Origin of the sequence: Corynebacterium sp. LK2590, assembly GCF_040946105.1 — a bacterium.
GTDB lineage: Bacteria > Actinomycetota > Actinomycetes > Mycobacteriales > Mycobacteriaceae > Corynebacterium.
Genome location: NZ_JAYWMH010000005.1, coordinates 153,989 through 176,754, shown reverse-complemented (window position 1 = coordinate 176,754; position 22,766 = coordinate 153,989). Strand labels below are relative to the sequence as shown.

At 65.9% G+C, this 22,766-nt stretch carries 24 protein-coding genes and 3 tRNA genes; 13 read left to right on the top strand and 14 right to left on the bottom strand.

The features are described from left to right. Nucleotides 1–8: 8 nt before the first annotated feature. On the bottom strand, nucleotides 9–683 hold the full coding sequence (locus tag VVR85_RS07925) for a TetR/AcrR family transcriptional regulator (protein ID WP_368520386.1): 675 nt from the start codon (nucleotides 681–683) through the stop codon (nucleotides 9–11). Between the two features lie 11 nt (nucleotides 684–694). Further along, entirely contained in the window at nucleotides 695–1,168 is a 474-nt protein-coding gene (gene bcp, locus VVR85_RS07920) for a thioredoxin-dependent thiol peroxidase (RefSeq protein ID WP_368520385.1), read from the bottom strand. A gap of 121 nt (nucleotides 1,169–1,289) precedes the next feature. On the opposite strand from bcp, the gene VVR85_RS07915 reads away from it, so the two are divergent. Continuing rightward, nucleotides 1,290–1,568: a DUF3618 domain-containing protein gene (locus VVR85_RS07915; RefSeq protein WP_070769608.1), complete on the top strand. Its 279-nt coding sequence runs from the start codon at nucleotides 1,290–1,292 to the stop codon at nucleotides 1,566–1,568. A gap of 92 nt (nucleotides 1,569–1,660) precedes the next feature. On the opposite strand, the gene VVR85_RS07910 is transcribed toward VVR85_RS07915, so the two are convergent. After that, nucleotides 1,661–2,083 carry an HNH endonuclease signature motif containing protein gene (locus VVR85_RS07910; protein WP_368520384.1) on the bottom strand — a complete coding sequence of 141 codons (423 nt, stop codon included), beginning with the start codon at nucleotides 2,081–2,083 and terminating at the stop codon, nucleotides 1,661–1,663. Between the two features lie 93 nt (nucleotides 2,084–2,176). On the opposite strand from VVR85_RS07910, the gene VVR85_RS07905 reads away from it, so the two are divergent. Beyond that, nucleotides 2,177–2,506: a hypothetical protein gene (locus VVR85_RS07905; RefSeq protein WP_368520383.1), complete on the top strand. Its 330-nt coding sequence runs from the start codon at nucleotides 2,177–2,179 to the stop codon at nucleotides 2,504–2,506. Nucleotides 2,507–2,759: 253 nt separating this feature from the next. Here the strand turns inward: VVR85_RS07905 and VVR85_RS07900 are convergent, their stop codons facing one another. Continuing rightward, nucleotides 2,760–3,314 (bottom strand): isochorismatase family protein, encoded by a 555-nt coding sequence (locus tag VVR85_RS07900; protein ID WP_368520382.1) that lies wholly within the window; start codon nucleotides 3,312–3,314, stop codon nucleotides 2,760–2,762. A 34-nt stretch (nucleotides 3,315–3,348) separates the two neighbouring features. Between VVR85_RS07900 and VVR85_RS07895 the strand changes: the two genes are divergently transcribed. Next, a complete protein-coding gene (locus VVR85_RS07895) occupies nucleotides 3,349–4,626 on the top strand; it encodes a glutaminase (protein WP_368520381.1) in 1,278 nt (425 codons plus the stop codon). 91 nt (nucleotides 4,627–4,717) lie between these two features. On the opposite strand, the gene VVR85_RS07890 is transcribed toward VVR85_RS07895, so the two are convergent. Next, nucleotides 4,718–4,793, bottom strand: a tRNA-Lys gene (locus VVR85_RS07890). 324 nt (nucleotides 4,794–5,117) lie between these two features. On the opposite strand from VVR85_RS07890, the gene VVR85_RS07885 reads away from it, so the two are divergent. Both VVR85_RS07885 and VVR85_RS07880 read left to right on the top strand, forming a co-directional pair. After that, on the top strand, nucleotides 5,118–6,326 hold the full coding sequence (locus VVR85_RS07885; RefSeq protein WP_368520380.1) for an Ig-like domain-containing protein: 1,209 nt from the start codon (nucleotides 5,118–5,120) through the stop codon (nucleotides 6,324–6,326). Nucleotides 6,327–6,392: 66 nt separating this feature from the next. Continuing rightward, entirely contained in the window at nucleotides 6,393–7,349 is a 957-nt protein-coding gene (locus tag VVR85_RS07880) for an MsnO8 family LLM class oxidoreductase (RefSeq protein WP_368520379.1), read from the top strand. A gap of 46 nt (nucleotides 7,350–7,395) precedes the next feature. Here the strand turns inward: VVR85_RS07880 and VVR85_RS07875 are convergent. The 3 genes from VVR85_RS07875 to cmrA form a co-directional block, all read right to left on the bottom strand. Continuing rightward, nucleotides 7,396–7,471, bottom strand: a tRNA-His gene (locus VVR85_RS07875). 47 nt (nucleotides 7,472–7,518) lie between these two features. Beyond that, nucleotides 7,519–8,157 carry an oligoribonuclease gene (gene orn, locus VVR85_RS07870; protein WP_368520378.1) on the bottom strand — a complete coding sequence of 213 codons (639 nt, stop codon included), beginning with the start codon at nucleotides 8,155–8,157 and terminating at the stop codon, nucleotides 7,519–7,521. A gap of 14 nt (nucleotides 8,158–8,171) precedes the next feature. After that, nucleotides 8,172–8,984, bottom strand: coding sequence for a mycolate reductase (gene cmrA / locus VVR85_RS07865; RefSeq protein ID WP_368520377.1), 813 nt, complete (start codon nucleotides 8,982–8,984; stop codon nucleotides 8,172–8,174). Between the two features lie 171 nt (nucleotides 8,985–9,155). On the opposite strand from cmrA, the gene VVR85_RS07860 reads away from it, so the two are divergent. Continuing rightward, nucleotides 9,156–9,347: a PspC domain-containing protein gene (locus tag VVR85_RS07860; RefSeq protein WP_368520376.1), complete on the top strand. Its 192-nt coding sequence runs from the start codon at nucleotides 9,156–9,158 to the stop codon at nucleotides 9,345–9,347. 13 nt (nucleotides 9,348–9,360) lie between these two features. Here VVR85_RS07860 and VVR85_RS07855 read toward each other — a convergent pair whose 3' ends face one another. From VVR85_RS07855 to VVR85_RS07845, 3 genes are all read right to left on the bottom strand, one after another. Beyond that, on the bottom strand, nucleotides 9,361–9,993 hold the full coding sequence (locus VVR85_RS07855) for a hypothetical protein (RefSeq protein ID WP_368520375.1): 633 nt from the start codon (nucleotides 9,991–9,993) through the stop codon (nucleotides 9,361–9,363). Between the two features lie 38 nt (nucleotides 9,994–10,031). Then, nucleotides 10,032–10,104 (bottom strand) — tRNA-Arg (locus VVR85_RS07850). A gap of 68 nt (nucleotides 10,105–10,172) precedes the next feature. Next, nucleotides 10,173–11,111, bottom strand: a complete 939-nt coding sequence (locus VVR85_RS07845; protein ID WP_368520374.1) for a LysR family transcriptional regulator — start codon at nucleotides 11,109–11,111, stop codon at nucleotides 10,173–10,175. A gap of 73 nt (nucleotides 11,112–11,184) precedes the next feature. Here VVR85_RS07845 and VVR85_RS07840 point away from each other — a divergent pair, with 73 nt between their 5' ends. The 6 genes from VVR85_RS07840 (at nucleotide 11,185) to VVR85_RS07815 (ending at nucleotide 18,027) form a co-directional block, all read left to right on the top strand. Next, nucleotides 11,185–13,263: a cytochrome c oxidase assembly protein gene (locus VVR85_RS07840; RefSeq protein WP_368520373.1), complete on the top strand. Its 2,079-nt coding sequence runs from the start codon at nucleotides 11,185–11,187 to the stop codon at nucleotides 13,261–13,263. A gap of 200 nt (nucleotides 13,264–13,463) precedes the next feature. After that, nucleotides 13,464–14,030 (top strand): single-stranded DNA-binding protein, encoded by a 567-nt coding sequence (locus VVR85_RS07835; RefSeq protein WP_368520372.1) that lies wholly within the window; start codon nucleotides 13,464–13,466, stop codon nucleotides 14,028–14,030. Between the two features lie 135 nt (nucleotides 14,031–14,165). Further along, entirely contained in the window at nucleotides 14,166–15,836 is a 1,671-nt protein-coding gene (gene ettA, locus VVR85_RS07830; protein ID WP_296206630.1) for an energy-dependent translational throttle protein EttA, read from the top strand. A gap of 32 nt (nucleotides 15,837–15,868) precedes the next feature. Continuing rightward, nucleotides 15,869–16,273: an acyl-CoA thioesterase gene (locus VVR85_RS07825; RefSeq protein WP_368520371.1), complete on the top strand. Its 405-nt coding sequence runs from the start codon at nucleotides 15,869–15,871 to the stop codon at nucleotides 16,271–16,273. Further along, complete coding sequence (locus tag VVR85_RS07820; RefSeq protein WP_368520370.1) at nucleotides 16,274–16,912, top strand: hypothetical protein; 639 nt, start codon at nucleotides 16,274–16,276, stop codon at nucleotides 16,910–16,912. It begins immediately after the preceding gene. Nucleotides 16,913–17,028: 116 nt separating this feature from the next. Further along, a complete protein-coding gene (locus VVR85_RS07815; protein ID WP_368520369.1) occupies nucleotides 17,029–18,027 on the top strand; it encodes an HNH endonuclease signature motif containing protein in 999 nt (332 codons plus the stop codon). A 101-nt stretch (nucleotides 18,028–18,128) separates the two neighbouring features. On the opposite strand, the gene VVR85_RS07810 is transcribed toward VVR85_RS07815, so the two are convergent. Beyond that, a complete protein-coding gene (locus tag VVR85_RS07810; RefSeq protein ID WP_368520368.1) occupies nucleotides 18,129–18,518 on the bottom strand; it encodes a globin in 390 nt (129 codons plus the stop codon). Then, on the bottom strand, nucleotides 18,519–19,529 hold the full coding sequence (locus VVR85_RS07805) for a mechanosensitive ion channel family protein (protein WP_368520367.1): 1,011 nt from the start codon (nucleotides 19,527–19,529) through the stop codon (nucleotides 18,519–18,521). Between the two features lie 166 nt (nucleotides 19,530–19,695). On the opposite strand from VVR85_RS07805, the gene VVR85_RS07800 reads away from it, so the two are divergent. After that, entirely contained in the window at nucleotides 19,696–20,859 is a 1,164-nt protein-coding gene (locus VVR85_RS07800) for a cystathionine gamma-synthase (RefSeq protein ID WP_368520366.1), read from the top strand. Here the strand turns inward: VVR85_RS07800 and VVR85_RS07795 are convergent. Next, nucleotides 20,851–22,674, bottom strand: a complete 1,824-nt coding sequence (locus VVR85_RS07795) for an FAD/NAD(P)-binding protein (protein WP_368520365.1) — start codon at nucleotides 22,672–22,674, stop codon at nucleotides 20,851–20,853. The two genes, VVR85_RS07800 and VVR85_RS07795, sit on opposite strands and share 9 nt — an antisense overlap. Between the last annotated feature and the right edge of the window lie 92 nt (nucleotides 22,675–22,766).

Genomic DNA, 22,766 nt, shown 5'->3' with positions numbered 1-22,766 from the left:
CGTGGCCACTAGGTCGTGGCCACCGAGAAGAGGTAGGCCACCAGCATGCGCTTGACCTCGCCGACGACGGAGGCGAAGCTATCGGCGTCCTCGGTGCGGATGGCGTAGTTGAGCAGGGAGACGACCGTGTGGACCAGGAATCCGGCCAGCTCGATGCGCTCCTCGTAGTCCATGCCGGTAGCCAGCGGGGCGAGGATGTCGGCGAGCGGCTCCAAGATCTCGCGCTCGGTGGCCGCGGCGGTCGCGCGGGTGGCCGGCGTGGACTGGACGGCGTGCCAGACGGCCCGCCGGGACGGGTCCTTGCGCCACATCGAGGCCAGGTGATCGATAAATTCGTCCAAAATGTCCGGCCACTGCAGCGCCGGAACGTGCTCGGAAAAGCGCTGGATCTCCGCTAGGTTCTCGGCGGTGTCCTGGCGGTCGAGCTCGCAGACGAGGACGTATTTGTTCGCGAAGAACTGGTACAAAGTGCCAATCGGCACCTCGGCGCGGCGCGCGACCTCGTCGAAGGTAAAAGACTCAAAGCCTAAGTCCACGAGCACGCTGCGCGCGGCCTGCAGAATCCGGTTGAACCGCTCGCGGCTGCGGGCCTGCGCCGGCCGCCGGCGCGGGAGAAGGATCTCGGCCGTGCCGGCCTGTTCGCTCGCGTCAGTTCCGGGGTTGTCGGTGGAGGGTGTGCTCATCGAGGGATAATTTAGGCGTCTAGTTCTTTGCTGATGCGGGCCACGTGACCGGTGGCCTTGACGTTGTACTTAGCCAGGGCGATCTTGCCCTCGGCGTCCACCAAGAACGTGGAGCGGATAACGCCCTGGACGACCTTGCCGTAGTTCTTCTTCTCGCCGAAGGCACCGTAGGCCGTCATGACCTCCTTGTCCGGATCGGACAGCAGCGGGAAGTTGAGATCGTGATCGGCGCGGAACTTCGCCAGCTTCTCCGGGGTGTCCGGGGAAATGCCCACGACGGCGATACGCCGGTCGTTGAGTTCTTCCAGGGAGTCGCGGAAATCGCAGGCCTCCTTGGTGCAGCCCGGGGTATTGGCCCGCGGGTAGAAATAAACCAGGACCTGCTGGCCGGCGAAATCACTCAAGCTGACGGTGTTACCTTTATCGTCGCTCAAGGAGAATGCGGGGGCGGTGTCGCCTACTTCTAAACGCTGTTGGTCAGTCATGCTATCCACCATACCCGGCCCGGCAGGTGGCTGAGTTTGGGTCAATACGTCACGCTGGCGGCAAACGCGATAGAATGTCCGCGTACCCGATAATCTTTAAGCGAAATACCAGGAGTAGAACGTGGCACGCAGTATTGAGGACATCCAGCGCGACATCGAGCGCACCCGTCGCCAACTGGCCGGCACCTTGGACGAGCTGGCCGACCGCAGCCGCCCGCAGAACCTGGCTAACGATGCCAAGTCTGCCGCCCAGGACAAGCTCCAGGACAAGAACGTTCAGATCGCCCTGGCCGGCGTCGCCGCCGTCGTTGTTGGCGGGATCGCCTTCGCGGTCTTCCGTTCCCGTCGCCGTTCCAGCGACATCAAGGAACTGCAGCGCCTGCTCGCGCAGCGCAAGTAATTTCCCCCTTAGTCCAAATCCTTCCGAATCCGACCTTCGCCTCTTTGCCAGGCGGGGGTCTTTTTCATGCTCGGTGGTTCATCCGGGGCGGTTCATCCGCGGCGGGGCGGGGTCCAGACCACGCGCCCGTGGCGGCGGACGAGCCGCCCGCGGCGGGAGCGGGCGGGGGAGTCGTCGTTGACGGAGTTGTGGTAGCGGCACAACGTGACGAGGTTGTCGGCGTTGGTGTTCCCGCCCGCGGCCCAGGCCTGCAGGTGGTGGACCTGGCAATCCTCGGCGGGCGCGCGGCAGTCGGGCCAGGCGCAGGTGGGGTTTTCCAGCATGGCCAGGTGGCGCTGCTTCCAGGTGGCTAGCCGCTTGCTGCGGTACAGGTTCAGCGGGCCGTGCACCGGGTGGAAGAGCCCGACGTATCCGTAATCGCTCAGGATGCGCCCGACCAGCTCCGCCCCGGTCAGCCGGCCGCCGTTGGTTAGCTGCAGCTCGACGTCCTGGCCAGAGCCATCGAGCAGCTGCACGAACTCGTCCAGCTGGATGACGACGTTGGTGGTGATCTGCGGGCGCTCGGCCCCGCGCTCGAAGACGGCGCGCGCGTCCTCGACGGTCTTGATATGAGCGTGCAGGTCCGCGATGTCCAGCGAGGAGGCCGTGATGGACAGCGTCGCCGTCCCGTCGCTGCGCCGGGTGACGTTGACTCCGGGGCTGCGCGGCGGCCGCGGCTGGATGTCGTTGACGCGCTTGCGCCCCAGCGAGCGCAGCTTCTTGGCATCGCCCGGGGTGCGGGCGAGCTCGAGGAGCAGGGAGATGGCATCGGACTGCCGCTTGAGGCGCTTGACCTGGCTGTAGATGGCCAGCAGCGCGGCGTAGCTGTGGCCGGTCTCGGCGGCGGCATCGCGGGCCGCGGCGCGCTGGGCGGAAAAAGAGGCGGTGCTGAAGAATAGGTCGCGCAGGCCTAGCAGCGTGCGGGCGGCCTGGGGTCTTCGCCCCAGCTTAGGAGGGTGTCGTAGTCGAGGTCGCGGGCAAGGGACAAGTACGTGATGCCGTCGGCGCGGCTTCGGATGGAGGCTTCGAGTGCGTGCATGACCCTCACGCTAGAAAGCCCGCCGCCCTGACTCAACAGCCAGGCGGTCGAAGCTGTGGATAACTCGCCGAATTTGTATTACACGGAATACAACGCGGGGTTATCCACAGGTCTTAGGCCAGCTCGGCCCCGGCGGCGCGTAGCTCGGCGAAGGTGGCCTGCGCGGCCTCCTCGCTCACCGGCGAGCACAGGTCCTGGCGCACGGTGACGGCGAAGCCTTCGCGGAGGGCATCGAGGGCCGTGGCGCGCACGCAGTGATCGGTGGCAATACCCACGATGTCCACGCGCTTGATCCCCCGGCCCCGCAGGTAGTCCGCCAGCGACGTGCCCGCTTGGCTGGCGCCCTCGAAGCCGGAATAGGCGGCGGTGTAGGCGCCCTTGTAGAAGAATTCGTCGATCTGGTCCTGCGGCAGCGCCGGGTGCAGGCGGGCGCCCTCGCTGTCGGCCAGGCAGTGCACCGGCCAGGTGTCGACGAAATCGGGGTTGTCGGAGAAGTGCCCGGCCGGGTCGATGTGCCAGTCCAGGGTGGCCACCACCGCGGGATAGTCGGCAATAACGCCAGCGATGCCGTCTGCCACCAGGTTGCCGCGCTCAGTGCCGAGCGCGCCGCCGGGGCAGAAGTCGTGCTGGACGTCGACGACGAGGAGGGCATCGGCGTGCGTAGTCATGAGGACTAGTTTAACTGTCGGTAGGCTGGTCAGGGTGAAAACTCCGATTCCTTTTTACCTCGAAGAGATCCTCGACAAAGTGCGCTATTCCGACGGCGGCGCCGTCGCGGACTATATCCCCGAGCTGGCCGACGCCAACCCCTCCTACCTGGCCGCGGCCATGTGCACGACCACGGGCAACGTCTACAGCGCCGGCGATAGGGAGGAGCGCTTTACCATCCAGTCCATCTCCAAGCCCTTCGTCTACGCGCTGGCGCTGCAGGAGCTGGGCCTGGAAGCGGTGCGCGAAATCGTCGGCATGGAGCCCTCCGGCGAGGCCTTCAACGAGCTGTCGCTGAACGCCGAGGACCACCGGCCGGTCAACCCGATGATCAACGCGGGCGCCATCGCCGTCACGCAGTTGATTAACGGCGTGGATTCGACCGTCGACGAGCGCGTCGAGCGCATCCGCTCCTATATGTCGCGCCTGGCCGGCCGGGAGCTCGGCATGGACGAGCGCGTGTGCGGCTCCGAGCTGGAGCACTCCGACCGCAACTTGTCCCTGGCGCACATGCTGCGCAACTACGGCATCATCGAGGACGAGGCCCCCGATGCCGTGACCACCTATATCCGCCAGTGCTCCCTCTTGGTCGACGTACGCGACCTCGCCGTGATGTCGGCCACGCTGGCCAACGGCGGCCGCCAGCCGGTCACCGGGGAGAAGATCCTGGACGCGGACGTGTGCCGCCTGACGCTGTCGGTGATGAGCTCGGCCGGCATGTACGACGGCGCCGGCCGCTGGATGGCCGAGGTCGGCATCCCCGCCAAATCGGGCGTGGCCGGCGGGCTCATCGGTACGCTGCCGGGCCAGTTGGGCATCGCGACGTTCTCGCCGCGGCTGAATAAGGAAGGCAACAGCGTGCGTGGCGTAGAGGCCTTCAAACTGGTCTCCCGCGACATGGGCCTGCACCTGATGTCGACGGAGGAGCGCTACGGTATCGCGCCCATCCGCGATATCCACGAGGAAGAAGACACCTACGTCTTCCGCCTGCAGGGGCAAATCAACTTCAACGCCGCGGAGACCATCCTCTACGAGCTGGCCGACCAGGACTTCGACAACGAGGCCGTGGTGCTGGACATGTCCGGCGTGACCGGGTCGAACCGCATGGGCCGGCGCATGCTGAAGGAGGGCCTGCGCCGCCTGCGCGAGTCCGGCCACGACATCGGCGTGGTGGATCCGGACAACCGGATGACCGACCTGAAGATGTCCGACGGCACCGAGGTTCCCGTCCACGACGCCGAGGATTACGAGATCGCCGGCGAGGAAATCTAGCCGGCGAGGAAATCTGGCCGGCGAGGAAATCTGGGTGGTGCAAAACCAAAAAGCCCCCGCTGGCCAGTGAAATCACGGCCCGCGGGGGAGGTGGTGCGCCATCAGGGACTTGAACCCCGAACCCACTGATTAAGAGTCAGTTGCTCTGCCAATTGAGCTAATGGCGCATTGTTTCAAAAACTTGAGCCAATCTCTCGGCCGCTGTCCTTGCAACGGAAAATAACTTTAACCCCTTCAAAGAAAATAGTAAAATCGGCTGGTCATCCCAGGTTTTTACGGGCTATTAACGCAACGTTATTGCGCGCTTCATTCGGAATGCAACGATTAGGTATCAAAGTGCTCGGAGCGTCAATTTTGTGTACAACTTGGGGCCATTTTGTCGATATGGTTAGTGAGATTGGGTGACGAGTCCGCGACGAAGGCGGCTCGGCGGCTGACTCGCAGGTTGACTTGCAGGTTGAAAGAACCAGGCTAGATAAGGGTTTTGAGTTTTGACTAGGACGATTTCGCTGCTGCGCCGTGGCGCAGTGACGGTGATTGCGTCGGTTACGGCGGTCTCGCTGGCCGCGTGCACGATTGGTGATCCCGAAGGCCAGGACGCGGGGGCGCCGGAGGTCAGTGAGGCATCGGAAGCCGGTGCCACCAGCGTGGCCAAGAAGGAGAAGAAGGCTCCGGAATTCTCGGTCAAGGACGGGGCCGAAGACGTCGATCCCTTCACACCCGTGACCGTGAAGTCCCTGGGCAAGGGGCTGGAAACCGTCACCATGACCAACGAGCAGGGCTACGTCGTGGCAGAGAAGCTCTCGGAGGACGGCAAGACCTGGTCGAGCGACGAGACGCTGGGCTACAACCGGACCTACACCATCTACGCCAAGGACGAGAACGGCAAGGAAAAGACCGTCCAGTTCACCACCCCGGAGGCCAACGGCACCGTGGACGTGGCCATGGCCCCGCTGGACGGCGCCGAGGTCGGTGTCGGGCAGACCGTGAACTTCCGCTTCGGCGTGCCCGTGCCGGACCGCAAGAAGGCCGAGGAGGCCCTGACGGTGGAGACCTCCCCGGCGGTCGAGGGCGCGTTCCACTGGGTCAACGACTACGAGGTCCGCTGGCGTCCGAAGGAGTACTGGGAGCCGGGTACGAAGGTGACCGCGAAGGCGGAGATCGAGGGCGTCGACCTGGGTAACAAGATTTTCGGCGGCTCCAACAACGAGGCCAGCTTCACCATCGGCGACCGGGTCATCTCCATCGTGGACGACAACACCAAGACCATGCGGGTCTACAAGAACCAGGAGCTGCTGCGCGAGATCCCGGTCTCGCTGGGCCGCGACGGCCAGTACGCCACCCCGAACGGCCGCTACATCATCGGCGACGAGCACGATCAGCTCATGATGGACTCCACGACCTTCGGCCTGGCTCTCGATGCCGGCGGCTACCAGACCGTCGTCGACTATGCCACGCAGATGTCCTATTCGGGCATCTACGTCCACTCCGCCCCGTGGTCGGTCTGGGCGCAGGGCAACACCAACACCTCGCACGGCTGTATCAACGTCACCCCGGAGGCCGCCCAGTGGTTCCAGCAGGTGGTCGGCCGCGGCGACATCGTCCTGGTCAAGAACACCTCCGGCGGGGTGCTCTCGCCCTACGACGGGCTCGGCGACTGGAACATGTCCTGGGAGGACTGGAAGGCGGGCAACGCCTAGCCCGCCCAGCCAACTCAACCTTTGCGGAGCGCATGCTCCCCGCGGCCGATGACTACCGTGGGGAGCATGCGTTTTTCTGTCTTAGATAGGGCCGCGGCAACCCCGGCCGAAACGGAGGCCGAGACCTTGCGCGGGGTCGCCGAGCACGCCCGGTACGTCGAGTCCTTAGGCTTCGAGCGCTTCACCGTCGCCGAGCACCACGGCGTCGACGGCATCCCCAGCGGGCAGCCAGCACTAATGGCGGCGCACGCGGCGGCGGCCACGCAGCGCCTGCGCGTGGGCACGGCGGGCATCATGGTGCCCGGGCACTCGCCCTTCCTCATCGCGGAGCAGGTGGCGACGCTGGCGGCGCTGTACCCGGGCAGGGTGGACATCGGCCTGGGCAATTCCGTCGGCTTTACCGCCCCGGTGCGCGCCGCACTTCGGCAAGACCCCAAGGCCCGGGAGCGCTACGGCGACGACCTAGACGAGCTCCTGTCCTACCTGCGCGGCGATGCCGCCGTGACCGCCCGCCCGCGCCTCGAGGGCGACGTGGGCCTGTTCCTGCTGGCCGGCTACGCCTCCGCGCGCACCGCCGGGCGCTTAGGGCTGGGCGTCATCCTGGGCGGGCCGGTGGCCAACCAGTTAAAGGCCGCCCAGACCTACCGCGCGAACTTCCGATCCAGCGAGTTTTGCCCCGCCCCGCACGTGATTTCCTCGCTGAATATCGCGGTGGCGGAAACAGAGGAAAAGGCCGCGGATCTGCTGGCCCCGGAGGCCTACGCCCAGGCGATGGCCCAATCCACCGGCCGGTTTAGCCCGCTGGTGCCGGCCGCGGACCTGGATCTCGCCGCGATGACCAGCCAGCAGCGCGCCCGCATGCGCGACATCCAGGCCCACCACGTCGTCGGCACGCCGGGCGCAGTGCGTCGGGAGCTAGCGGCAATTGCTAGCCAGCTGGGCGTGGAAGAGTTCTTGGTGACGGGTGATATCCCGGACCGCGCCGGCCGGGCCGAGAGCGAAAGGCTCCTTGCGCAACAGTAAGCAATAGCAAAAAGCAGGCCAAGGAATCCTTGACCTGCTTTAACTTTGGGGTGGCTGACGGGGCTCGAACCCGCGACACCCAGGATCACAACCTGGTGCTCTACCAGCTGAACTACAGCCACCATCGCTGCCTTAGCAGCGCTATTTAGGTTAACCCATCAATGGCGAATTACAAAAACGCCTGGTAAGCGTGGGTGCTTTCGGCCTTCGCCTCGAGGGCCTGGCCGCTGTCCGGGCCACCGTCGGTGCGGAAAACGCTGCGGCGGTAGTAGTCCAGCTCGCGGATGGACTCCACGATGTCCTGCAGCGCGCGGTGGGCCAGCCCCTTGTCGGGCTGGTGGAAATACGCCTTCGGGTGCCAGCGCCGGGCCAGCTCCTTGATGGTCGAGACATCGATCATGCGGTAATGCAGCGCCTGGTCCAGCCGGGGCATGTAGCGCCGGATGAAGGTGCGGTCCGTGGCGATGGAATTGCCGGCCAGCGGGGCGGGGTGCTCCGGGTCGCAGTGGGCCGCGACCAGCTCGAGGACGGCCTGCTCGGCCTGCTCGACGGTGGTGTGGGAGGCGCGGATTTCGGTATCCAGCCCGGAGTTGGCGTGCATCTCGGTGACCACGTCGTCCATCTGCGCCAGCTCGTCCTCGGTGGCGTGGACGACGAGGTCGATGCCCTCGCCCAGGATGTTCAGGTTGCCGTCGGTGATAACGGCCGCGACCTCCACGATAACGTGGCGGTCCGGATCCAGGCCGGTCATTTCCAGATCGATCCAGACCAGGCGGTCGTGTTTGGGGGCTATCTCTTGCTTCTGCATAACCACCAGTCTAGCTACCCCATCTGCGAATAGAACTTGCCCACCAGCGGCGCGATGAGGGGCGTCGGCAGGACCTGGCTGAGCGTGTTCATCGCCTTGGACAGTGGGCCGGGCACCACGCGGCGCTGGTTGCGAGCCATGGCCGCCAGGGTCTCCTGCGAGCAGGACTCGTAGGTCGTCCACAAAAAGTCGGGCACGACCTTGTCGACGATGGACTGTTCCTCCGCGGGGACGACGGCATCCCGGACCGGGCCGGGGGCCAGCAGCGTGCAGCTGACCCCGCTGCCGGCCAGCTCGTAGTGCAGCGCCTCCGTAAAGGCGTTGACGCCGGCCTTGGTGAAGACGTAGGTGGCGTTGTTGGGGATGGGGATGTTGCCGGCCGCCGAGCCCACGTTGCAGATGGCACCCCGCCGCCGCGGCAGCATCTGCTCCAGCACCGCGCGGGTAATCCGGTGCACGGCCGTGGCGTTGAGCTGAAACTGGTTGGTCTCGTAGTCGAAGTCCTGCTCCATGAAGGGGCCAAAGCTAGCGATGCCCGCCGAATTGACCAGGATGCTAATCTCCCGGCTGCCGATGAACTCAATGAGCCGGTCGACGTCCTCGGCGCGGGAGAGGTCGGCATCGAAAGCCACGGCCTCGACGTCGTGGGCGGCGCGCAGCTCGCCCGCGATCTTTTCCAGCACCTCCTTGCGCCGGGCGACCAAGACCACGTTGTGGCCCAGGGCGGCCAGGTCGCGGGCCATGGCCTCGCCGATGCCCTGGCTGGCGCCGGTAATCAGGGCATAAGAATGGCGGGTGGGGGAGGGCAGTCCGGAGTTTTTCGGCATGACGGGTTCAAGTCCTTTCGCGGCGGGTGCGTTTCACCTTTAGGCGGTGCATTTTAGCCTAGCGAAAAGATCCGGGTTAGTTCAGGGAAAAACCCTGATGCGCTGCGGGTCGATCCACGCTTGAATAGAAGGTGAAAGGAAAACCCCGACCCCTCGAAGGAGAGAACCCCCATGAACGACAAACTCCACCGCTCCAGCACCGACCGCTACGTTGCCGGCGTCTGCGGCGGCATCGCCGAGGCCTACAACGTCGATGCCACCCTGGTCCGCGCCCTGTTCGCCATCGCCACGCTGGCCGGCGCCTGGGGCCTGGCCATCTACATCGTGCTGTGGATCTGCATGCCGGAAGGCCCGCAGGCCTAGGACCGGCCCCGCGCTACTGCAACGGGCCGAAGTCCATGAATTCCCGCCAGGTATCCCATTCTTCCTGCAGGGCCGCCCGGCGGGATTCTTTGCTGGCGTGGCCGTCGATGAGGCTGGCGTCCTGCATGCGGATGCCGTTGTCGAAAAAGAGCGCGGCGTGCCCGGAGGCCCCGTAGCGGATGACGGGGATGAGGTTGAGCCCGTCGAGGGACAGGCTGGCGTTCGGGCGCACGTCCAGGCCCGCGATGGCGGCCAGCGTGGGCGCCAGATCCATGGGCGAGACGAGTTCCTGGGAGGTGCCGCCTTCGGCCACGCCGGGCCAATAGATGCTCATCGGCCCCGGGGAATCGCTGAGCGTGGCCACCGCCACGACGCCGGAATCCGGCAGGGAGCCCGGCTCCTCCCAGAGGCGGAAGACGTTGTCGCCTGGCTGGGCGGGCTCGGCGCCCTCGGTGACGCGCCAGCCGGCGTCGGCGAAGACGTCGGAGATGCGGTAGCGCGCACGGCGCTGCGGGTACTGGCCGGTCAGCACCGCGTTGCGGGCCGAGGGGTAGTCCGCGGCGGGCGGGTAGCAGTTGTCGAAACGCAGGCCCGGCGGGGCCAGCTCGGTGGGCCAGTGGGAGAAGGTAGCCAGGGTGATTTCCATGGCTGCTATTTTAGTCCCGCTCAGGCGGGACAAAGCGGTGCCCCCACCAGGATTCGAACCCGGGACACGCGGGGTAGAAACCCGCTGCTCTATCCACTGAGCTATAGGGGCGAGGCCGGCGCCAGCCGCCAGCAGGACAGATTTTACTCGACGCGTCCGGGCCGGCGGCGCACGGGCGGCTAGCTGGTCGCGGCGCCGTTTTCGGCGCGCTCCTTCCCGACCTTCTTGACCAGCTCCATAAGCCGGCGGGCGGCCGGGGAATAATCCGCGTCGCGCCGCGAGAGCAGGATGCCGCTCATCATCGGCAGCTCCTCCTTGAGCTGGCGGTAGTGGATGCCCTCGGACTTGAAGGTGCGGGCGGTCTCCGGGAACAGCGCCACGCCTAGGCCGCCGGAGACCAGCGGGATGGCGGTCTGGAGGGTGGAGATTTCCTGCCGGCGGGCGGGCACGGCATCGGGGTGGGCCTCCCAGAGCTCGTCGAGCAGCTCCGCGAGCCCGATAAATTCCGGGTTGCGGGGCACGACGACCCAGGTCTCGTCTTGGATGTCGTACAGCGAGACCGGATCGGGCAGATCGGACAGGCGCTCGGGCAGGCCGACCACCCAGGGGAAGCGGGCGAACTCGACGACGTCGAGCTGGCGGGAGAAGCGCCGCGCGACCGCCGCGGGGTCGGTGACCGGCAGTAGGCCGAAGTCGACGGTGCCGTCCAGGACCCGCTCGAGGGTGAGGCTGGGGGAGGGGTCTTCGACGTAGACCTCGACGTCGGGGGCCTCCTGCAGCATCTGGTGCAGGACGGCGGGCATGACGGTCCAGTTGAACTCGGGCGCCGAGCACACTGAGACGGAGCCGGCCAGCCCTCCGGCCATTTCCTTGATGCGCTGGGCTGTCTGGGACAGCAGGGCGTCGAGCTTGACTGCGCTCTTGTAGAGATAATCGCCTGCTTCTGTCGGGGTGACGCCGGCGCGGCTGCGCTTGAGCAGCTGGATGCCGAGCTCGTCCTCGAGCTTGCGGATGGATAGGCTCAGCGAAGGCTGGGTCATCTCCATCGCCGCCGCGGCATGTGTGAATGCGCCGTGGTCAACCACGCTGCGGAAGTAGTGGAGTTGCCGAGAATCCATAAATCCCATCGTGCCAGAAAATAGACCATTAATCATTTTCGTTATGGAAACGTCGCCGAAGTAGAATAGCGGCATGTCTTTCAGCCACGCCAGCGACGCGGATGCGACGAAGAAGCCTCGCCCCAGTTCCGGCACCCCAGCGGTGCGGTCCAGCTGGGGTATTTACGCGGCAGCCACGGTCTTTGCCGGGGTGGTCGGAGGGTTCATCTCGATGTTCTTCCTCGCCGACTCGCTGCAGGCCCTGGGCATTCCCGATCCGGGCCGCCTGACCACCGTCGGCCTGCCGGCTTTCCGGGGTGCGGCCTGGATGCTCATGGCCCTGGCCGTGGGCTCCTACCTGACCTCGGCGTTCCTCATCTCCCCGGCCGTGCCGGAGGGGGACAACGAACGGCTTATCGATGCCCCCTTAACCGTCGACGGCCACCTCGCCGCCCGCACCGGCATGTTTGCTTCCTTCGGCGTGGCCATTGTCTCCCTGCTGGAAATCCCGCTGGTCATGTCGGACGTTTCCGGCACGCCTTTCGTCCAGGTCCTAAGCCCGGACATGCTCGGCCTGGCGCTGTCCCAGGTGGCCACCGCCCAGGCGTGGCTGGCCACCGCGGTGATCGCGGTGCTGGTCGGCGTGCTGACCCTTTTTAGTCAGCAGTGGTCCCTGCAGCCGGTGCTGCTCTTTTTGTCGATCACCATGGTGGTGCCCCTGGGGTTTGACGGGCACTCGGCCTCCGGCGGCGATCACGACTACGGCACCAACTCCTACCTCTGGCACCTGTTGTTCGTGGTGCTCTGGGTCGGCGGCCTCATGGCGCTCATCGCGCACGGCCGGCGCCTGGGCCCGGAGATGGGGCAGGCGGTGCGCCGCTATTCCACGCTCGCGCTCGTCGCCGCGCTGGCTATGGCCGCCTCCGGCGTGGTCAACGCCGCCATCCGCGTGGAGTGGTCGGACTGGCTGACCACCCGCTACGGGCTGATTATCACCACCAAGACGGTGCTGCTGGTCGTGCTGGCCTTTCTGGGCTTCGTCCACCGCCAGCTGACCATCCCGCAGCTGGACAAGCGCCCGCGCCTGTTCCTGCGCGTGGCGGTGGTGGAGGTGGCCGTCATGGCCGCCACCGTCGGCGTGGCGATTACCATGGGCCGCACCCCGCCCCCGCCGCCGCGGGATCCCAACCTGAACTCCATGCAGATCCAGCTGGGCTACGAGCTCTTTGAGCGACCCACCTTCTGGAACGTGTGGACCTTTTTCCGCTTTGACATCATGTTCGGCGTCATCGGCCTGGTGCTGGCGGGCCTGTATATCTACGCCCTCTACCGGCTGCGCAAGATCGGGCTGAGCTGGTCGCCTGTGCGCACCACCTGGTGGATGCTCGGCTCGCTGGGGATGACCGTCGTGATGTCGACGGGCATCGGCCTGTACTTCCCGGCCATGTACTCCATGCACATGTTGGGGCACATGGTCCTGTCCATGGTCATCCCGTTGTTCCTGGTGCTCGGCGCGCCGCTGACCCTCATCATGGAGGCCTTCCCCGCGGGGCGGCCGGGCCGGCCCAGCCTGCACGACTACGCCGTGGCGGTGACGAAGTCGCGGATCCTGCGCGCCATCACGCACCCGGGCGTTAACCTCCTGCAGTTCCTGGTGGTCTTCTACGCCATCTACCTCTCCTTTGATTTCTACGAGTTCGCGATCTCCGAGCACGCCGGCCACGTCCTGATGAACTGGATGTTCCTGCTGTCCGGCTACCTCTACTTCTGGGAGGTCATCGGCCCGGATCCGCTGCCTCACCGCGCGCCGGTGCACATCCGGCTATTCGTGCTCTTTTTGTCCATGCCGGTCCACCTCTACATGGGCGTCTACCTCATGCAGCTCAACGCCATTCTGGGCGAGGAGTTCTACAATTCTCTGAACCTGCCGTGGGACATCGACCTGCTGGCGGACCAGCGCGAGGGCGGCGGCATCGCCTGGGGCTTCGGGCAGTTCCCGCTGGTCATCGTCTTCGGCAAGCTCTTCGTCGACTGGCTGCGGGAGGATCGCAACACCGCCGCCCGCCACGACGCGAAGGCGGACGTGGATCACGACGCCGATTTGGAGGAATACAACCGCATGTTGGCCGGGCTGAGCGAGGATGGTGACATTAGTCGTTTCCGGCAGATGTAGGTACCTCACCAGCACCCATAGTGCTTAACGATGCCACCCCGCCCCAGACATAGGCATATTTCTTGCCGTGGGGGCGGGGTTTATCCACAGGTGCGGCTGGCGGCGGTTTACAGCCGCGGCGACCTCGGCGAGCATGAACACCAGCGGCCCGCGACCGCGGGGCGCGAAGAACACTATTTGCTCGAGGGGAATCCAACCTAATGTCTCAACTTTCTATCACCGTTTTCGGCCACCTCACCCACAACCCGCAGCTGGTTAAGTTCAACGACGAGACCATGAAAACCAACCTGCGCGTCGCCTCCTCGCGGCGCGTGCGCGACAACTCCACCCAGACCGCCGACACCTGGAAAGACTCCGACCTGGTGTTCATGGACGTCGAGGTCTGGGGCCAGCTGGCCCAGTCCTGCCGCATCACCTTGCAGAAGGGGATGCCGATCATCGCCGTCGGCTCGCTGGTGACCAGCCAGTGGACTACCGAGGCCGGCGAGGCCCGCAGCCGCATCTACCTGAAGGCCTCCTGGCTGGGCCTGGACATGAACCGCTGGGTCATCGGTGCCCGCAAGATCGAAACCGTCACCAACGCCGCCGGGGTGGAGATCCCGGGCGAAAGCGTTTTGGACTACCCGGTGGACAAGGACCTGTCGAAGTCCGCGCCCAAGCCGCCGGAGCCGGCGGAATCCGCAGACGATAGCAACGGGGAGGGGGATACCGCCACCGATACCGCCGGGGACCGCGCCGCCGCCAGCGCGCGCAGCGTCCTGAACTAAACCGCCAGCTACTTCACGACCCGTCGGCGCCCTGCGGTGCCGGCGGGTCTTTTTGCCTTAAGGGGTAGCCAGCGGGCGACTTGCGGTAGTGTTTGTGGTGATAAAAACCTGACCCAATGGACGAAAAGGGGAATGATGGGCGAGTTCATCTACACGATGAAAAACGTGCGCAAGGCTATCGGCGACAAGGTCATCTTGGACAACGTCACCATGGCCTTCTACCCGGGCGCCAAGATCGGCGTCGTGGGGCCAAACGGCGCCGGCAAGTCCTCGATCTTGAAGATCATGGCCGGGCTGGACCAGCCCTCCAACGGTGAGGCTTTCCTGGATCCCGGCGCCACCGTCGGCATTCTGCAGCAGGAGCCGCCGCTGAACGAGGAGAAGACGGTCCGCGAGAACGTCGAGGAGGGCCTCGGCGACATCTTCGAAAAGAAGCAGCGCTTCGAGCAGATCGCGGAGGAGATGGCTACCAACTACACCGACGAGCTCATGGAAGAGATGGGCAAGCTGCAGGAAGAGCTCGACGCCGCCGACGCCTGGGAGGTCGACTCCAAGATCGAGCAGGCCATGGAGGCCCTGCGCTGCCCGCCGTCCGATGCCCCGGTCACCAACCTCTCCGGTGGTGAGCGCCGCCGCGTCGCGCTGGCCAAGCTGCTGCTGAGCGAGCCGGACCTGCTGCTGCTCGACGAGCCCACCAACCACCTGGACGCCGAGTCCGTCCAGTGGCTGGAAAAGCACCTCCAGGACTACCCGGGCGCCGTGCTGGCCGTGACCCACGACCGCTACTTCCTGGACCACGTCGCCGGCTGGATCTGCGAAGTCGACCGCGGCAAGCTCTACCCGTACGAGGGCAACTACTCGACCTACCTGGAAAAGAAGCAGGAGCGCCTCGAGGTTGCCGGCAAGAAGGACGCCAAGCTGCGCAAGCGCCTGAAGGACGAGCTGGCCTGGGTGCGCTCCGGCGCGAAGGCCCGCCAGGCCAAGAACAAGGCCCGTCTGGAACGCTACGAGGAGATGGCTGCCGAGGCCGAGAAGTACAAGAAGCTCGACTTCGAAGAAATCCAGATCCCGACCCCGCCGCGCCTGGGCAACAAGGTCGTCGAGGTCAAGGACCTGGTCAAGGGCTTTGGCGACCGCGTGCTCATCAAGGACCTGTCGTTCACGCTGCCGCGCAACGGCATCGTGGGCGTTATCGGCCCGAACGGCGTGGGCAAGACGACCCTGTTCAAGACCATCGTCGGGCTGGAAGAGCCGGACGCGGGCTCCGTGGAGGTCGGCGACACCGTCAAGCTGTCCTACGTGGACCAGAACCGCGAGAACATCGACCCCGAGGCCACCGTCTGGGAGGTCGTCTCCGGCGGCCTGGACTACATCCACGTCGGCCAGAACGAGATGCCGTCCCGCGCCTACCTGTCCGCCTTCGGTTTCAAGGGCCCGGACCAGCAGAAGCCGTCCAAGGTGCTCTCCGGTGGTGAGCGCAACCGCCTGAACCTCGCGTTGACCCTGAAGGAGGGCGGCAACCTGATCCTCCTAGACGAGCCGACCAACGACCTCGATGTCGAGACCCTCGGCTCCCTGGAAAACGCCCTCGAGAAGTTCCCGGGCTGCGCCGTGGTCATCTCCCACGACCGCTGGTTCCTGGACCGCACCTGTACCCACATCCTGGCGTGGGAAGGCAACGTCGAAGAGGGCAAGTGGTTCTGGTTCGAAGGCAACTTCGGCGACTACGAGAAGAACAAGGTCGAGCGCTTGGGCGAGGAAGCCGCCCGCCCGTCCCGCGTGACCCACCGCAAGCTGACCCGCTAGACAACGCAGTTAACCGCAGTTAAAGGAGCAGGATGTCCATCCACACCCACGAGGTACCGGTCCGCTGGTCGGATTTCGACCGCTACGGCCATTTGATGAACGCGAACTACGTCGAGCTCGCCCAGGAAGCGCGGCTGGCGTTCGCGGAAGACAAGTTCTACTCGCAGGGGCACGAATTCGCGGCTTTCGTGCGGCACCTGGACCTGGACTTCCGCCTGCCCATCGAGCCCCGCGGCACCACCTCCGTGGTGGTCGAGACGCAGGTCGTCGAACTGGGCAACAGCTCCCTGACCACCCGCCAGGAGATCAAGGACAAGAACGGCCGGGTCGCCTGCGTGGTGGAATGCGTACAGGTCGCCGTGGATCTTAAGACCCAGCGCCCGCGCCCGCTCAGCGATGCCGAGCGCGACATCCTCACCCAGGTAGGGGAAGAGTAGGTGCCGAACGAGTCGCTGGACCTGCGCAACGGGGGCAAGGGCCTCCAGGTGCTGGTCAGCCGGGCGATCGGCGTTGATGGCGGGTGCTCCGCGCGGCTGCGCCAGCTGACGGAGCACGAGGTCGATGTCTTCGTCACCACGCCTTTCGAGGTCGTTGTCTCGCGCCGCGTGGAGGGGAAAGTCTCCCGCGACGGGGCCGTGGTCTCCGCCTATCTGCTGCAGCAGGAGCTGCTGAAACACAACGCCGCCGGCAAGCTGGAGCTGGGCCCGGCCCGCGATCCGGTCTGGCCGGGCGCGCTGCCGCCGATGAACGGCTTCCGGCTGCTGGACCATCTTCCAGTGGAGGTCGTGCGCGAGCTTGCCGATGCCGGCCAGGACCTCGCGCGCCAATTTTCCGGTCCGCTGGGCCCGCCGTCGAGCCTGCTCAACCAGACCGTGGTGACCGTCGAGGGGCAGGGCAAGCAGGTCGAGGTGCCCATGCGCATGATTTTCGCCTGCACCAGCCTGGGCCTCATCCCCGGGTTCTCCGCGCCCATGGAGGTCCCGCGGCACCTGCGGGTCGCGGCGAAGGGGCGCTGGGTGCGCCTCGATGCCCCTTTCGGCACCGTCTACCACTCGAATCGCCTGTCCTTGTTCTAGGTAGTCCACAGGCCGTGGTTCCCGAGCGTTAACTATTTCACTCGGTCGGTGGAGTTATCCACAGGCGCGAATTTGTGTCCTTGTGGGGGTTGACGTGTGCGCTTAGCGTGTGGGTCATGACAGCAACGACAGCCTTGGACACTTTGAAAGCAGCGCACTCCATCTTCGCGGACGGGATCCAGTATTTGGGCCTGTGCCGCGAGTTGAGCCTGCCTGCCCTGAAGTCTGTCATGTCCGATGTCGCCGCCGCAGCCCACTACCGTGCCTGCCAGACGTTCTTCGGGCACACGACCTATACGCGCAAGCAAGCCGCCGCGAGAAAGGCGGCCGCCGCCCAGGGACACCATCTAGATACTTTGCTGGTGTTGGACAACGCCTTCCGCCGGGTGCGCAACCAGGGCGAGGCCTGGGCCATGCTCATCGAGCTGTGCAACACCCCCGGCACCACCAAACAACTCCGTCGCCTTGCCAACCGCAAGGTCCTGGAGCTTAACCGCCCGGCCCCACCGGCCGAAGGCGTGCGGGTCACCCGCCGCAAAGACGGCCCCAGCACGTTTTCGGTGACCGGGGACCCGGAGTTGGTGGAAAACCTCTGGGCGTCAATTAAGACCATCCCCGACGTCGAAGCCTTGTTTAGCGGCGGGCTGAACAAGCAACCCAAGGCCACGCACGTGGTCATCTCCCTGCCCGACTGGGTACGCATCCTGTCAGGTGACGGGGACGAAATCACCCTGCAGCTAACCAACGGCACCACGATGACGGGTGCCGAATACGTCCGCCAATGTCTTCTGGATGCGGGTCTTGCCACGCTGGTGGATCCGAGGCGTGGTCCGGTCAACCAATACCGCTACCAGCGCCATGCTTCCTCCAAGCAGAAGGACATGGCCAAGGCCGAGACCACCACATGTGCCTGGCCAAACTGCCGCAAGCCGGCCGACGAGTTCCAGGTCCACCACATCCACCCGTGGGTAGACGGCGGAGAAACCAACCAGGAGAATCTCACCTTGTTGTGCGAGTTCCACAATTCGTGGAACGACGACGACCCGGCCTACCCCAGACACGGCAGGGGCAACCGAAGACACGGCCACATCACCTGGGAGCCTCCCTGGGGCTGACATAAAGTCAGCCGAGCCCCACGGCTGTCGGGCCACTAGCAAAGGCACAAGAAAAGGCGCCACGGAAACTACTCCGTAGCGCCTACTCGGCGTGCCCGAGGCTAATCCGGGCGGTTGATGAGCATCGCGGCGACGCGCTGCATGTGATCCCAGATCATCGCGCGGTACGCCGGCGGGATGGTCTCCTCCTCGATCTCGTCCAGGGAGGCACCCATCAGGTCCAGCCAGCGCTGGGCGGCGGCGGAATCGATGGGGAAGGAGAAATGCCGCATTCGCAGCCGCGGGGCGCCGCGGTTGGCGTTGAACTCGGCGGGGCCGCCCCAATACTGGGCGAGGAACCACTGCAGTCGCTGCGCGGCGCCGTCGAAGTCATCGGCCGGGTACATGGGCGCCAGGATGTCGTCGTCGCGCACGCGGGCGTAGAAACCTGCGACCAGGCGGCGGAAGGTCTCCTCGCCCCCGATGGCATCGTAAACGCTGCTGGGCTGCATCTAGCTCTCGTCCGCCTTCCGCATGATGCCCACGCCGTAGGGGTACGGGGTGGAAATGCCGGCCTCCTGCATGGCGTCCAGGATGTGCGCCTGGGCGTGGCGCTGGACGTGCCACTGCTGGCCGGGCATCGTCTTGATGGAAATGCGGTAGGAGATGTAGTCCGGCTCCCAGTCGGAGATGCCGTTGATGACGGGCTCGTCGATGACCTCGTTGACAATCTCCGGGTCCTTGACCGCCTCGGCGACGGCCGCCTCGATGACGCGCCAGGCCTCCTTCGCGTTGTTCGACAGGCCCACCGGGATCTGCAGGCGGCAGATGGCGTAGTGATCGGAGAAGTTACCGATGCGCAGGATCTCGCCGTTGCGGACCGTCCACAGGGTCCCGTCGATGTCGCGCACCTTGGTCACGCGCAGGGTGATATCCTCGACGTCGCCGATGATGTCATCGCCCACGTCGATGGTGTCGCCGATGCCGTACTGGTCCTCCAGCAGCATGAAGACACCGGACAGGAAGTCCTTGACCAGTGACTGGGCGCCGAAACCAAGGGCGACACCAACCACACCGGCGGAAGCGATAAGCGGCGCGATATTCACGCCGAGCTGGTCCAGTATGAGCAGGGCGGCCAAGCTCCAGATGACGATGCCCACGGCCGACTTGCTGACCCCGGCCAGCGTCTTGATGCGGGACTTGCGCCGGTTTTCCTGGCTGCGGTTCATCGCGGCCTGCTGGCGGCTTTCCTCTTCGCGCTGCGCCTTGGTGGGCTTAACGGTCAGGGGCAGCCGCGGGATGGCGGCGCCGCTGGGGGTCTGCGCGGCCTTGCTGGCCAGCTTGTTGATGACGCGCCGCAGCACCCACTGCGAGACGACGGCGATCAGCAGGATGACCACGATCTTGACGGGGCGTTCGATGACCCACGAGCGGACCTGTTCGTCCTCCCACCAGTTGCTGACCGTGTCGACGGCGTCGACGGCAGTCGTGCCGGCGGAACTAGCTAACACTGTGAGACTCATGCACTCTCTTTCTCTTAGTTGACTCGTTGATCGATTGTAATTGCCGGCTCTGAGTGCCGACTGAATGATGGGGGCGGCGCCGCTGGCTGCCGGATGAATAACCGGATGAATAAAAGGGCGGCAGCGGCGGGCCAAAACTGGACAGCTTGGTCTAGGGTTGGGTGGCATGACGCAGCAGACGAAGCAAGACCTCGCCCAGGGATTTACTTCCCGCGCCATCCACGCCGGCTACCACCCGGACGGACACATGGGATCCATCAACGTGCCCATCTACGCCTCCACGACGTTCGCGCAGGACGGCCTCGCGCAGCTGCGCGGCGGCTTCGAATACGGCCGCGTGGCCAACCCGACGGTCCGCTCCCTGGAGCAGACCCTGGCGGTCCTAGAGGACGCCAGCTTTGCCCGCGTGTTCTCGTCGGGCATGGCGGCCATCGACACGCTCATCCGCATCCTGGCCCGCCCCGGCGATCACGTCATCCTGGGCAACGATGCCTACGGCGGCACCTACCGCCTGCTGCACCACGACTTCGGGGAGTGGGGCATTCAGCTGAGTGTCGTGGACACGACCAACCCGGACGAGGTCGCGGCCGCCGTGCGCGACAACACCCGCATCATCTGGCTGGAAACGCCCAGCAACCCGGCGCTGTCGGTCACGGATATCGCGGCCGTAGCGGAAGTGAAGAAGCACGCCGCGCTGGTGGTGGACAACACCTTCGCCACGCCCTACCTGCAAAACCCGCTGGCCCTGGGCGCGGATCACGTGGTCCACTCGACCACCAAGTACCTGGGCGGCCACTCCGACGTCCTCGGAGGCGCCGTCATCACTAACGATGCGCACGTCGACGAGCGCCTCCTGTACTTCCAGGGCTGCGTCGGCGCGGTGTCCTCGCCTTTCGATGCCTACCTCACCGCCCGCGGCATCAAGACCCTGGGCGTGCGCATGGAGCGCCACTGCTCCAACGCGCAGGCGGTCGCGGAATACCTGGCCGCCCGTCCCGAGGTCAGCCAGGTCTCCTACCCGGGGCTGGAAGACCACCCCGGCCACGCGACGGCCGCGGGCCAGATGCGCGGCTTCGGCGGCATGCTCTCGGTCCGCTTCCATGACCCCGAGCACGCGGAGCAGTTCTGCCTGAACACCCGCCTGATTTGTCTGGCGGAGTCGCTGGGCGGGGTCGAGTCCTTGGTCGAGCACCCGCAGAAGATGACGCACGCCTCGGCGGAAGGCTCCGAGCTGGTCCCGCCGGCGGATATGGTGCGCCTGTCGATTGGCATTGAGGACGAGGCCGACCTGCTGGCCGACCTCGCCCAGGCGCTGGACGCCCTAAGCTAGCAGGTCGCCGGCCGTGCGGTCGGTCTCCTGCAGCATCAGGGGATCAGTCCCCGGCATGGGGGAGATGGTGGTATCCGGCCACTGGGCATAGGTGGGGATACCAATGATGTGCAGCCGCTCATCCACCGCGCCGTCGGGGTGGACGGTGCGGCGCTGCCACGTGGTCTCCGGCGAGCCCGTCGGGTGCCCGTGGTCGTAGAAGGGCCGCGTGCGCGCCTGGATCGACACCGACATCGGGTCGACGGCGTGGCGCACGTCGGGCTGGTGCATCCAGGCATCGACGAGCCAGTCGGAACTGGCGGCGCCGAAACGGGTGCGCAGAGTGAACTCGTCGCCGATTTCCAGCTGCGGGTGATCGCCTAAGAAGGTGACCAGGCCGGCATCGATGAGCGCGAGCAGTTGCTGGGTGCGGAACAGCGGCGGGCCGGAGCCAATCATCTGGCCAAAGGCCATGAATTCGCGGTAGGAACCCGTGCGCGAGTCCCAGCTCATGCGGCCTTCCGAGCCCGCAATAGAGGCGGGCTTGCGCGCTGCCGAAATCGCCCACAGGGCGGCCTTGAGGTGGGAGTCGCGCCCGGCCTGGGACTCGGCGATGTCGCGCTCCAAGCCGGCGGCGATGAAACCGGTCGGGTCGTCGCCGTCGTAGGCGGCCAGCGGGTTCATCCAGTAGTCGAGGCGGAACTCGCAGCCCAGCGCCGCGGTGAGCTCGGCGGCTAGGGCGGGCAGGGTGTCGGCGTGCAGCTCGGCGGCATCGATGTCGGCGGCGCGCTCCGGGTAGTAGGCGGCGTAGGCGTCGCGGACCAGGGCGGGCAGGACCTCGGCGCCGAAGTCGAAGTCGTCGCCCAGGCCCGCCAGTGCGGCCTTAAAGCGGGACAGATCGGCCTTCGGCGGCAGGGAGTGGTACTGGGACTTCGGCAGGTAGGGGTAGCCGCGCCCGGAGGAAACGACCAGCTGGGGCTCGCGGCCGGACGGCTGGTAGCGCAGGCCGCCGCGGGCGGAGTCGTCGGCGACGAACTCGCCGCCGCGGTTGATAGTCACCAGCGCCATGACGTCGAAGAAGCCCATACCGAGCCCGCGCACGAGCACCTTCTGGCCGGCCGGGATCTCCTCGACGGGCTGCTCGACGGGGTTGTCGGGGCGCACCCAGTTGAGGTCGGCGGCGGCCAGGCGCTGCTCTTCGTCGTTAGCCGCCGGCACCTGCCAGCCGTAGGCCAGCACCGTCTTGTCGGCGGTGACCTGGGAGCCGTCGGCCAGGGTCACCACGTCGTGGTCTCCGGCGTCGGCGATGCCGGTAGCGCGGCTGAAGTGGTGGACCACCTGGACGTCATCGGGCAGCTGCGCCAGCGCGACGGTCAGCACCCAGCGCAGGTAGGCGCCGTAGAGGGCGCGGGAGGGGTGGGACTCGGGCCGGGACTCGTCGAGCTCGGTGGCAAAGGCGCGGTCGACGGTGGGCGGGAACTGGCGGAACAGCTTCACCTTGGCGTCGCTGATGCCGGCCGCGGCCGGGTCGTCGCCGCGCAGGAGCTGGATCCACTCGTAGAGGATGGGGCCTTCCAGCGCCGGGGCAGAAAGGGTGGACTCCGGCTCGGTGAACAGGGTGACCGCGCCGGCCAGGGTGTTCATGCACAGGGTGCGGGTCTGGTCGGTCTCCCAAATGCGGCCGGCGCCGTGCTCGGCGTCGTCGATGATGTGCAGGGTGATAGGTGGGGTGGAGGGGTGCTCGTGGAGGTGAGCGGCGAGGCGTTCAATGACGGAGATTCCCCGCGGGCCCATTCCCACGATGGCCACGGCTAACGGTGCTGACAATGTCTTCATCCTTCAGAGACGAGAGAATAAATTAGACTAGTTGGTCTACAGTAATGATACTAAACGGTCTAAACTGTGTTAAATTCGCAGACAAGTTAAGA